This window comes from Paenibacillus sp. J22P51, assembly GCF_059692215.1.
Genome location: NZ_JCAUAZ010000020.1, coordinates 22546 through 33956 on the forward strand (window position 1 = coordinate 22546; position 11411 = coordinate 33956).

Annotated in this window: 12 protein-coding genes and 1 riboswitch; of the genes, 10 read left to right on the top strand and 2 right to left on the bottom strand. The window is 46.0% G+C overall.

What is annotated here, in order from left to right:
• Nucleotides 1-116: 116 nt before the first annotated feature.
• The gene (locus AC58QC_RS27185) at nt 117-317 is read right to left on the bottom strand and encodes a hypothetical protein (protein WP_497418179.1); all 201 of its coding nucleotides are present in this window, start codon (nt 315-317) and stop codon (nt 117-119) included.
• Between the two features lie 77 nt (nt 318-394).
• Between AC58QC_RS27185 and AC58QC_RS27190 the strand changes: the two genes are divergently transcribed.
• From AC58QC_RS27190 to AC58QC_RS27210, 5 genes are all read left to right on the top strand, one after another.
• Nucleotides 395-2701 carry an ATP-binding protein gene (locus tag AC58QC_RS27190; protein WP_497418180.1) on the top strand — a complete coding sequence of 769 codons (2307 nt, stop codon included), beginning with the start codon at nt 395-397 and terminating at the stop codon, nt 2699-2701.
• A complete protein-coding gene (locus AC58QC_RS27195; protein ID WP_497418181.1) occupies nt 2698-3330 on the top strand; it encodes a response regulator in 633 nt (210 codons plus the stop codon). The genes AC58QC_RS27190 and AC58QC_RS27195 overlap by 4 nt, the downstream gene beginning before the upstream one ends.
• A 15-nt stretch (nt 3331-3345) precedes the next feature.
• The gene (locus AC58QC_RS27200; RefSeq protein ID WP_497418182.1) at nt 3346-4284 is read left to right on the top strand and encodes a polyprenyl synthetase family protein; all 939 of its coding nucleotides are present in this window, start codon (nt 3346-3348) and stop codon (nt 4282-4284) included.
• A 40-nt stretch (nt 4285-4324) separates the two neighbouring features.
• The gene (locus tag AC58QC_RS27205; RefSeq protein ID WP_497418183.1) at nt 4325-5296 is read left to right on the top strand and encodes a pectinesterase family protein; all 972 of its coding nucleotides are present in this window, start codon (nt 4325-4327) and stop codon (nt 5294-5296) included.
• Between the two features lie 345 nt (nt 5297-5641).
• On the top strand, nt 5642-5914 hold the full coding sequence (locus AC58QC_RS27210; RefSeq protein WP_497418184.1) for a Fur family transcriptional regulator: 273 nt from the start codon (nt 5642-5644) through the stop codon (nt 5912-5914).
• Here the strand turns inward: AC58QC_RS27210 and AC58QC_RS27215 are convergent.
• Nucleotides 5911-6471: a YdeI/OmpD-associated family protein gene (locus AC58QC_RS27215; RefSeq protein ID WP_497418185.1), complete on the bottom strand. Its 561-nt coding sequence runs from the start codon at nt 6469-6471 to the stop codon at nt 5911-5913. The two genes, AC58QC_RS27210 and AC58QC_RS27215, sit on opposite strands and share 4 nt — an antisense overlap.
• A gap of 322 nt (nt 6472-6793) precedes the next feature.
• A riboswitch (purine riboswitch) is annotated at nt 6794-6895 on the top strand.
• A 287-nt stretch (nt 6896-7182) separates the two neighbouring features.
• On the opposite strand from AC58QC_RS27215, the gene purE reads away from it, so the two are divergent.
• The 5 genes from purE to purS are packed head-to-tail and all read left to right on the top strand — an operon-like array spanning nt 7183 to nt 11358.
• Nucleotides 7183-7668: a 5-(carboxyamino)imidazole ribonucleotide mutase gene (purE, locus tag AC58QC_RS27220; protein WP_056612763.1), complete on the top strand. Its 486-nt coding sequence runs from the start codon at nt 7183-7185 to the stop codon at nt 7666-7668.
• Nucleotides 7665-8840 carry a 5-(carboxyamino)imidazole ribonucleotide synthase gene (purK, locus tag AC58QC_RS27225; RefSeq protein WP_497418186.1) on the top strand — a complete coding sequence of 392 codons (1176 nt, stop codon included), beginning with the start codon at nt 7665-7667 and terminating at the stop codon, nt 8838-8840. The genes purE and purK overlap by 4 nt, the downstream gene beginning before the upstream one ends.
• Before the next feature lie 26 nt (nt 8841-8866).
• The gene (purB, locus tag AC58QC_RS27230) at nt 8867-10162 is read left to right on the top strand and encodes an adenylosuccinate lyase (RefSeq protein ID WP_497366402.1); all 1296 of its coding nucleotides are present in this window, start codon (nt 8867-8869) and stop codon (nt 10160-10162) included.
• A 49-nt stretch (nt 10163-10211) separates the two neighbouring features.
• Nucleotides 10212-11093, top strand: coding sequence for a phosphoribosylaminoimidazolesuccinocarboxamide synthase (locus AC58QC_RS27235; protein ID WP_497418230.1), 882 nt, complete (start codon nt 10212-10214; stop codon nt 11091-11093).
• A 25-nt stretch (nt 11094-11118) separates the two neighbouring features.
• On the top strand, nt 11119-11358 hold the full coding sequence (purS, locus tag AC58QC_RS27240) for a phosphoribosylformylglycinamidine synthase subunit PurS (RefSeq protein ID WP_028556672.1): 240 nt from the start codon (nt 11119-11121) through the stop codon (nt 11356-11358).
• Nucleotides 11359-11411: the final 53 nt, after the last annotated feature.

Consider the following 11411-nt stretch of genomic DNA (forward strand, 5'->3'; position numbering starts at 1 on the left):
TTGTTGGATTTGGGCAGAGTAGTGCGAAGGACATGCATACGAAATAAAAAAAGGATTGTATAATTAGCTGAGGCTAATATACAATCCTTTTTAATATTTGGTAAAATACTACTAGATTACCACCAGTAGTTAGAAGGCTCGTTTGCATCTTGTTTTCTTGTGTGCGAAGGTGTTGTAAACGTTTTGATAAGTGCAGCAGTTTCTTCAGTAGAAAGAGGCTGAGCCACCATAAAGGAATCTGCTTGCTTGCGCAACTCTGCGCGCTTAACTGCGTGTACGGAACGTTGCAGCTCTGGGTTTAACTGAATAATCGACATAATTTTAGCTCCCTCTTTTTTAATAGTAGTGTTCAAGAGTAAGTATAGCAAAATATTGGAATTTAGGGGAGAGGTAATTGAAAATATTAACAAAGATTATTGTCGGTTTTTGCATGGTGGTCCTGGTTGCATTGCAAATCTGGTGTTCCTTTATTACCTTCCATTTTCCGTATAATGGTATCTACTTGGACAAAGCTCGTACGAATGATTGGGTGGTCAGTAAGCTAGAGGCAAATAGCACGAATGATAACATTCGTATCGGCGATAAAGTAATCGCCATTGACGGAAAGCCGCCAGAGGAATGGTCTACCGTAAAACGATGGAAGGTTGTAGAGAAGGCAAACACAGTCGTGATTTGGAGAGCTGGGAACGTAGAGTCCATCGACTTAAGGACGGGTCAACCCTCACTATTTGATATTATTTCGCTTACTGAGGAATTCGTCTGCCTATTCATGTGCGTATTATTACTAGTAAGAGAAAGCCGGTCGCCTTCCGCACGATTACTAGCTTTCTCTTTCCTAAGCGCCGCCATGATCTTTATGAGTTTGGGTCCTTCTACGCGAGGGGACTTGATAGGCAAGTTGATCATTGCAAGCTCGATGATGGTGCTGCCGATTGTTTTTCTGCATTTTCTTGTTGTGTTCTTCAAGGAAAAAGGGAACATGGAGTTACCTAAACGACATTTTAAATACTTGTACGCGATTGCTTTACTGGCTTTTGTATCAAGAGGCTTATATTTCTTCCCGTCAATGGCTTACGTGTATCGCTTTGATGGCTCCTTTACGATAGGATTCTTCATCATCATCATCTCTTTGAATTTAGTTCTCTTATCTACCTTGTTTGTGAAAATCCGGAAAATACAAACGCCGCTGACTGGGATTATTAAGAGTGTGTTTTACTCCTTGCTCATCTCATTTCTGCCCATTATTTGTCTATCCTTTCTTCCACAGCTCATCGTTGGAGGTTGGATATTGGATCCAATTTATACGAGCGGAATGCTGCTCATTTTCCCAATTACATTTTCGTATTTAATAGCTTCAGATCAGTTGTATGATATTGGACTTGTGGTACGGCGCATTGTGTTTTCTTGCCTAATGGCCATACTGCCGGTCATTTTGTTTACTGGTGCTTTTGCACTCGTTTTTCATGGTGAGACCAACAGCAAACAACTTTTATTTATCTTCAGCGGTTCTCTCTTCCTTGTCTCCATCATGCTATATGCAGCCGAATATTGGACGACTCGATTAGAACCCTATTTGTTCCCGAGAAAGTACATATTGAAGTCGGCTTTGAAAAAGATTTCCAAAAATTTAGGTACAATTTCCAGTTTCCGTGATCTGAAGGATATCATCCTTGTGGATATCGTGGGCACCCTGCAAGTGACAGGCGGCGCGATTGTTTTTCGGCATAAAAATGATATCGAAATCATATGCGAAGGTGAAGTAGACACGGCCGAAATTCAGCGTTTGGTTAATTCATCTGCAATGCTGGATCATCCTTACTATACGTTTATGGAAATGAACTGCCATGAGGAGTACACAAGCTATCTTATCGTGACACGGAAAAAGACGAACACACGGATCGCGAAGGAAGAGTGGCAGTGGCTGCAGCTGATTACCTCCTATTTGGAAGTAGGGATGGAGAATGTGTATCTGATTCGTAAGCTGACAGGCAGGCTCCAGCAAATGGTTTCTCATCTCCCGCAGGAAGAACATCTCTGGTTAAGGAAGGTTATGTTCGAGCTGCAGGAGGAGGAACGGGTTCGGATCGCAACCGATCTTCATGATACAACGATGCAGGATTTATTTTTCCTCAAACGAAGATTAACCACGCTGGCAGAGAAACCATCGATGCGCCAAGAGGATCGTGAACAGTTATACAGCATGAACAACTTTGTGGAAATGATTAATGCCAGCTTACGCCAAAGCTGCTTTGAGTTGAATCCTCACTTGTTAAAAGAGGTAGGATTGAAGCAAACCTTGAAGACGTTCGTTGAGAAGGAATCGTATACGACGCCATTCGAAATTTCCTTCCGAGCAGAGCAGATTTCCGACATCGAGGGCAAGGATTTATCGGCCAAACGGCATATCTTCCGGATCGTGCAAGAATTACTTAACAATGCTAAGAAACATTCACAGGCTGCCAACGTTAGCTTTCATTTGTGGGAGGAAGGACCTTTCTTCTACTTAAGCTATCGGGACGATGGCGTAGGCTTTCACGTGAAGGAAGAGGTTGCTGTTGAGATCGCTTCTTCGGGAATGGGGCTTACCTATATGCGAAGCCGCGTGCTGCATGTGGGTGGAAGCTTTGAATTGGAGACAGCAGAGGGTGAAGGGACCCATATCCTAATCACAATACCAACTGAGGAAGTGTTATCAGCATGAGTGAAACCGTCAAAACATTAGTGGTCGATGACCATCCTTTATTTGCGCGGGCGACGAAGTCGTTGTTAGATGAAATAGATCGGATTGAGGTTGTCGGAGTTGTTAGTAATGCGAAGGAATGCTTGGAGTATGTGAAGCTGCACCAGCCTGGACTCGTATTTCTAGATTATCAGCTTCCTGATCAGACAGGAACAGAGGTTGCCGCACAGCTTAAGCAGCTTTATCCGCACATCCATATTGTCATTTTCACAGGCATCGAACTGGCTGGTATTTATAATAAACTCATTGAAATGAAAGTAAGCGGTGTACTCTCGAAAGAGTCGAGTGAGCGAACGATCAAGAATATGGTGTATTGCATTTTAGACGGATATACGATGATTCCTCTGTCCTTCTTCAACCAGATGCAATTAAATGAAGCGGACGCTGGGGAAGAGTGCGAGCTGCAAGAGGAAGAAGTGCTCATGATGAACATGCTCGTTAAAGGGGCTACCCACGAACAAATTGCGGAGCGGATTTTCATGAGTAAGCGTACGGTAGATAATTATTTGCGTAAAATTTATGACAAGTGGGGCGCGAAATCAAGGACAGAGGCTTTGGAGAAGTTTATCAAGAGTAAATACTATACCTGAAAGTAGGCGCTTTGCATGCAGGATATTCGGCAGCATATGGCACGGATGATGGATGATTATATGTTTGATGAGGATTTGAAAGATCTGCTGAGATCCTGTATGACTGACAAGGAGACCTCGAGTCTTTCATGGTCCAATCTCACGCTGTGCACACACGCCATGCTAGGTGGCGGCTCACCGGATATTCATCGCCGAGCGGCATTGACAGAACTGGTTGTACTCATTCTGGATATCGTGGACGATCTGCAGGATCAGGATAGTGAGAGTAAGCCTTGGATGAGAGTCGACTCTGCGAGTGCGTTGAATGCTGTATTGGCGCTAATCATGGGTGTGGTGGGTGAGTTGGGAAGGCTGAATGCTAGCGGAACTATGCTGGTAGAAATCAGCAAAATCATCGCTAGATCAATTAACGGCCAGCATAAGGATGTGACCAATGCCGTCACTACCGTGGATGAATACCTGTGGATGACTCAAGAGAAATCGGGTTCCTTATTCCGCCTTGCGTGCTTCATGGGCTATTCCGATACAGCGTGTACGGAAGAAATGGTAGAGCTGCTGCATCAGATGGCTGATTGCGTGGGGCTGCTCCACCAGATTCAAAATGATGTGCGAGATCTTGTTCGCTATGATGAGAAAAGTGACTTAATGGCGAAGAGACGGACACTGCCGATCTTGTATTTACTCGCGATTGAAGATGAGGCCCTCTCACCGGTGAAGGCCTATTATGCTGGGGAAATCACGGCTGCGCAATTTGCGGCGAGTGAAGAAAAGGTAAAAGAGCTCATTCAGGACTCTGGCTGCTTGGAGTACGCACGGATTGTGCAGACGGTGTGTGTTCAGAAGGCTGAGGGGATATTTGGGGAGTTGCAGGCGTTGTCGCCATGGAAGGAAGAGTTCCGAACGCTCACGTTAGGCGATTTCATCAAGCTGGGTGTGGAAGTGGAGCAGGCATAGCGCCTGCTCTTTCTATCGTCTAGAGAAAAGGTAGGAAATTATGATTACAGTTGCAGCAGATGGAAGCGGGGATTTCATTCGAATTCAAGAGGCTGTCGATTACGTACCTTCGGAGCGAGAAGAGCCAGTGACCATTTATATCAAAAGTGGTGTGTACAAAGAAAAGTTGGTGATCGATAAGCCGTGGATAAGCTTGGTTGGGGATGGCGCGGATCAGACAGTTATCACATATGACGATTACGCGAAAAAGTTGTTTCCAAACGGGGAGCCTTACCACACGTTTCATTCTTACACGGTTTACATAGGCGGGGATCATGTGACGGTGGAAGGCGTCACGTTCGAGAATACAGCGGGGAGAGGGGAGGTCGTGGGGCAGGCGCTTGCTGCTTACGTCGATGGAGACTGCGTCGCCTTTCGAGATTGCCGTTTCCGTGGGTCTCAAGACACCCTGTTTACAGGTCCTTTACCACCGAAACCGAGAGATCGCGGCAGCTTTGGCGGTCCGAGGGAGGATGCGCCAAGACGTCCCGTAAGGCAGTATTATGAACGCTGCTATGTGGAGGGGGATATCGATTTTATATTCGGCTCGGCGACAGCGGTTTTTCAGGATTGTGAGATCTTCTCCTTGGGACGTGGATGGATTACGGCAGCATCTACCCCTGAGGAGGTTGAATATGGCTATGTATTCCTAGGGTGTAAGCTGACTGGGGATGCGCCTGAGCAATCTGTAGGTTTAGGAAGGCCGTGGAGAAATTACGCGAAGGTCGCATTTCTGGATTGCTGGATGGGGCCGCATATTAAGGCCGTGGGCTGGGATCGCTGGAATGAGCGGGAACCTATCGATGAGGTTAGGTACATGGAGTTTGGGAGTAAGGGGCCTGGGGCTGTAACAAGCGGGCGGTCCGAGTGGGCAATTGAGTTGAACGCGCAGGAAGTGGAGAAGCTGACAGCTCAGCAAATTCTTGCAGGCGAGGATGGCTGGGATCCAACGAAGCGGGGGATAGAACGATAGAAAGTTCTTATTTATCACATACCCCCTGAGCTGAAGCGTCTAAGCAAGGCGAGGGTGCTTATTTTTCGCAAATGTGCTCGAAATATCGAGTGGTACGGGAAATAAGCACACCCAGTGTCCTTATCTCACTAAATCCCCAGGTATTCGAATGAATAAGCAAGTTTAGCTTGCGTATTGCCGTCAGGATGATCTCCCCTGGCGGTTTATTGTTGTCTAGGAAAGTTGATTGACAACGATTCTCACTATAACTATAATAAATATTATATTATAATAATTATAATTAAATATCGATGCATTGACTACTGGTGAGCAAAAGCAAAGAAAATGAAAGAGGAGGTTACCCTTATGGTCAAACATGATCTGAATCAGGCTTTACAGCGGATGCTGGCTAGAAATATTCCACTAACACCGCAGCGGCGTGCATTACTTGCATTTCTTTATGAGCAAGAAGGCTTCACAACGGTGAAAGACATCTGCGAGGCGATGGTCGGTCAATATCCACATCTGAATGCGATGACAGTTAACAGCTCTCTGCACGTTTTTAAGCAGCTTGGATTAGTGAATGAATCAACGGTTAGCGGTGCCTCCTTACGTTATGAAGCGGCGATCTGTTCTTAATACGCCAATAGACGACCATTATCATGCCATTGTCCATACATGTTATTTAGACGAGTTTGTTCAATGAATTTTGTCAAACGATTCTGATACAACGCAGGATCTTTCCGCACAGACTGGATATTATCGATCTTGACTCTAACATATAGATCTGGCAAGGCTTGAAAATGGCGATAAAGCACTTCGTCCTGACGTAATTGCGCTAAGATATCTTCATGGATGATAAAAGCCGCGGTGTTCATATCTGGCAATACACGATATCCTGCTTCTGTCATGAGGCCTAATTTATCTAACCTTCTGACGCGTTCTTTATTGAGCTCTGTCCAGTTGCTCTTTTTCTTCCTGGGCGAAAATCGTTGGGCTGTTTGCGTATCATTGATTTTTTTAGTCGTGCTATCAATCCAGCCAAAACACAAGGCTTCTTCAACAAAATCTAAGTAACTATCCGCATGACGATTTGTAGGGACTACCCAACAATAATTTTCTGTGCTGTGAAAATCACTTAACCAATTTCGCCAATCTTGTCGCGTGTGAACTTGTACGATTTTATCTATGATCATAGATTCTGGTCACCTCTGATTATCATTATAAACAAACGCACTGACAGCTGTATGTCAGTGCGTTTGTTTTTTTCAAAGAATGAAGTCGTGTCGAAAAATATGAAGGCTCGTCTTACAAGTGATTTCGAAGTCTAAGGACATGTGCTGATCTCATATAGAGATGTTGTGAAACGCATCTTCCGTCTAAAACAGGTAAAAGATAGAAAATGTGCCGAAAAAGCGAACTATTTAAAAGAATAAAGTAATAAATGTTCGTTTTTTCAAATTGACATGGCACGTTAGTTGGTAGTAAACTAGGAAAGCGGGAAATGAAGCCGCACTAATTGAAAATGTCGAATCAACTCGTATAAAATCAGGAATAAGGCCTGGAAGTATCTACCCAAAAACCATGAATTTTTGGACTACGAGGAAGCGAATGAGGGGAACCATAGGAAATGATGGTCTTTTTGCATTCGGTTCTTTTGCTGTCCAGCGTATAGAATCGTGAATTCTAGCTCTGGGCATTTTTATTATTATGAAGATTTTAAAAGTCGGCTTTCAGAACCGAGAAGGTTGGACGAAAGGTGGAGAAAGAGGAACGGAGCGTAGTGATGTGCTACGTGAGTACCGGACTTCCCGAATTTCGTTCAAGATTCGATGCCGAGACGCTTCTCGTAAATTCTTCGTTATCAAAGTTGACTTTTAAAATTACCTATAAGAAAGAGGTTTGAGATGACGGTACGTGTTGGTGTAATTATGGGAAGCCAGTCGGATTGGGAAACGATGAAGCATGCTTGTGATATGTTGGACGAACTGGGTATAGCCTATGAGAAGAAGGTCGTCTCCGCGCATAGAACGCCGGATCTGATGTTTGATTATGCGGCATCAGCCATCGAACGCGGCCTACAAGTGATTATTGCCGGAGCAGGCGGGGCGGCGCATCTACCAGGAATGGTAGCGGCCAAAACGGAGCTTCCGGTTATTGGTGTTCCAGTCAAAACGTCTACGTTGAATGGTATGGACTCTCTACTCTCTATTGTACAGATGCCGGGCGGCATTCCGGTTGCTACGGTTGCAATCGGCCATGCAGGTGCAACGAACGCAGGCTTGCTCGCTGCGCAAATTCTGGGCGCTTTTGATCCAGAGATTCAAGCGAAAGTGAAAGCACGCCGCGCGCGTATTACGCAAACGGTGCTAGAAAGCAGTGACCAGCTATGAGCGAGGCATCCAGAGGTAAGGTGATCCAGCCAGGAGGCACAATCGGCATCCTTGGCGGCGGGCAATTAGGGCGCATGCTTACACTAGCCGGACGCAACATGGGGTATCGCTTCGTGACACTCGATCCGACGGAGGACGCACCATGCGGTCAAGTAGCCGATGAGCAAATTAAAGCGAATTTCGACGACGTTGAGGCCGCTAGAAGGCTTGCCGCACTGTCGGACGTGATCACGTACGAATTCGAAAACGTCGACGCGCACGTCACCAACATCTTGATGGAAGAGTCCTATGTTCCACAAGGCAGTCATCTTTTATACACGACACAGCACCGTCTTCGTGAGAAGAGAGCGATTGAAGCAGCAGGCGTTCCTGTAGCGCCATATGCAGAGATCAGAAGCGAGGCGGAGCTGCGGGAAGCGGCAGAGCGCTTCGGTACGCCATGCGTACTCAAAACCGCTACTGGCGGTTATGACGGTAAAGGGCAGTGGGTGCTTCGTTCTCTAGACGAAGTGGCAGAAGCCTACGAAACCTTAAGCCGCGCCAAAACCGAGCTGGTGCTCGAGCAATTCATTCATTTTGACAAGGAATTATCCGTTATTGCAGCTAGAAGTCCACGCGGCGAGGTAAAGGCATTTCCTGCTGCTGAAAATATACATGTACATAATATTCTGCACGAATCCATCGTGCCGGCACGTATTCCTGTGCCCGTGCAGAAGGCAGCCGAAGAACTGGCGATTCGCATCGCCGAGTCACTCGGTGTGATCGGGCTTATCGCGGTTGAGCTATTCCTGACTAAGGACGGTCAACTGTACGTGAATGAGCTTGCGCCACGCCCGCATAATTCTGGGCATTACACGATGGAAGCTTGCCGGACCTCGCAGTTCGAGCAGCATGTTCGGGCGATTTGCAACTTGCCGCTTGGTTCAACGGAACTGTTGACACCAGTAGTGATGGTTAATTTGCTAGGCGAGCATATCGCGCCGCTGCATGAACAGCTAACTCAGCCAGGGTTTCTGGAAAACGAAGCTTTAGGCGTTAGCGCGAAGGTTCATTTGTACGGGAAGAAGGAAGCGAAAGAAAAACGTAAGATGGGTCACATTAATCTTTTGACAAACGATGTTGCGAAAGCACTGACTTGGATAGAACAGACAGGCATTTGGGAAAGTAAGTAAATGAAACTCATTGGAGGAACGGAATCATGATCGAACGTTATACACGCCCCGAGATGGCACGCATTTGGACAGAAGAAAATAAATTTAACGCTTGGCTGGAAGTTGAAATTCTTTCTTGCGAGGCTTGGTCAGAGCTTGGTGTGATCCCGAAAGAAGATGTGAAAGTATTGCGAGAGAAAGCAAGCTTCAACATCGATCGCATTTATGAAATCGAGCAAGAAACACGTCACGACGTAATCGCCTTCACTAGAGCGGTTTCTGAAACGCTAGGGCCTGAGCGCAAATGGGTTCACTACGGCTTAACGTCCACGGATGTTGTAGATACAGCACTTGGTTACTTGCTGCGCCAAGCGAACGAAATTTTGGATAAAGACATCCAGAACTTCATCGAAATCCTACGCAACAAAGCGATTGAGCATAGAGATACAGCAATGATGGGTAGAACGCATGGTGTTCACGCAGAGCCAACGACGTTTGGTTTGAAAATGGCGCTATGGTACGAGGAAATGAAGCGTAACCTGGAGCGTTTCCGCTTTGCCGCTGACGGCGTGCAATTCGGTAAAATCTCTGGAGCAGTTGGCACGTACGCGAACATTGATCCGTTCGTTGAAGAATACGTTTGCGGTAAACTTGGTACGAAAGCAGCGCCAATCTCCACACAAACGCTGCAACGTGACCGCCATGCAGAATACATGGCTACACTTGCATTGGTAGCAACATCCCTAGACAAATTTGCAACGGAAATCCGCGCCCTTCAAAAGAGTGAGTTCCGCGAGGTAGAAGAGCCGTTTGCAAAAGGTCAAAAAGGCTCATCCGCAATGCCGCACAAACGTAACCCAATCGGTTGCGAGAGCATTTCCGGTCTGTCCCGTGTCATTCGTGGGCACATGGTGTCCGCTTACGAGAACGTAACGCTATGGCATGAGCGCGACATTTCGCACTCCTCCGTTGAGCGCATTATTTTACCGGATGCGACACAATTGTTGAACTACATGCTGAACCGTCTTGGCAACATCATCAAGAATTTGACGGTGTTCCCTGAAAATATGAAACGTAACATGCGCAGCACGTACGATGTTCCTTTCTCCGGCCGCGTGATGACGAAGCTGATCGACAAAGGCTTTGCTCGTGAGCAAGCTTATGACACGGTACAGCCGAGAGCGATGCAAGCATGGGAAGAGCAACGTTCCTTCCGTGAAATCGTTGAGAACACATCGGTGATTACAGAAGTGTTAAGCCCTGAAGAAATCGCAGATTGCTTCGATCCTAGCTGGCATTTGAAGCATGTAAGCACGATCTTTGACCGTCTTGGTTTGAACTAACAGATAGATTTGAAGGGGAAAGGGTGTGGAATTCGTGGCAAACGCAAGCGTGATCGTAGATACTGCTGAGGAAATGATTAATGCGCCTCTGGTGCATAAAGGCAAAGTACGTGAGTTGTATGATCTTGGGGATAGCTTTTTGATCGTGGTAACGGATCGTATTTCGGCTTTTGATTACATCTTGAAGCCTGGCGTTCCGGATAAAGGTTATGTACTGAATGCACTCAGCAAGTACTGGTTCGGAATTACCAGCGGTTATATGAATAATCACATCATCCACACGGATGTTGAGAAGCTTCAAGCGATTATTCCAAGTGCTGCTGACCGTGAGCTGTTGAAGGAACGTATTATTGTAGCCAAGAAGGCAGAGCGCATTTCCATCGAGTGCGTTGTTCGTGGCTACATCACAGGGAACGGCTGGAGACAGTACGAGAAAACGGGAGAAATTAACGGCATTAAATTACCGGAAGGCTTACGTAAAAACCAACGGTTGCCAGAGCCCATTTTCACACCAGCAGCGAAAAATGATGTCGGTCATGATGAGGACATCTCCCTTGAGCAAATGAAAGAACTGGTTGGCGAAGAGCTGACTTATGCACTGCAAGAGCGCAGCATTATGCTGTATGTGCTAGCACATTCCATCTGTGAGCAAAAAGGCATTATTTTAGCAGATACGAAGTTTGAATTTGGTTTCTATGCAGGTGAACTTATTATTATTGATGAGATTTTCACGCCGGATTCATCCCGTTACTGGTCTGAAGATAAATATGCCTTGGATATCGAGATCGATTCTATGGACAAAGAGCCTGTTCGCACGTATTTGGCGGGATCAGGTTGGGATAAAAATAGTGAACCGGATGAGCTTCCAGCTTCTGTTGTGGAAGAGACTTCGAACCGATATAAAGGCATTCTGCACCGCTTGGTTGATTAATAATAACGCTGAGGAGAGATTTCATATGAAAGCAACGGTCTATGTAACGATTAAACAGAACGTATTGGACGTGCAAGGAACTGCAGTACAAGGAGCACTTCACTCCATGGGCTTCGAAGAAGTTGGCAAAGTACGCATCGGTAAATACTTGGAGCTTGAACTAGGTACAACAGACAGAGCAGAAGCGGAAGCACGTGTTAAAGCAATGTGCGAGAAGCTGCTTGCAAACACAGTAATCGAAGATTACCGCTACGAATTGGTGTAATAGACACAAGTTAATCAAAGCAAATGCTTACGAAGATAGTTTTGCTAAAGCAA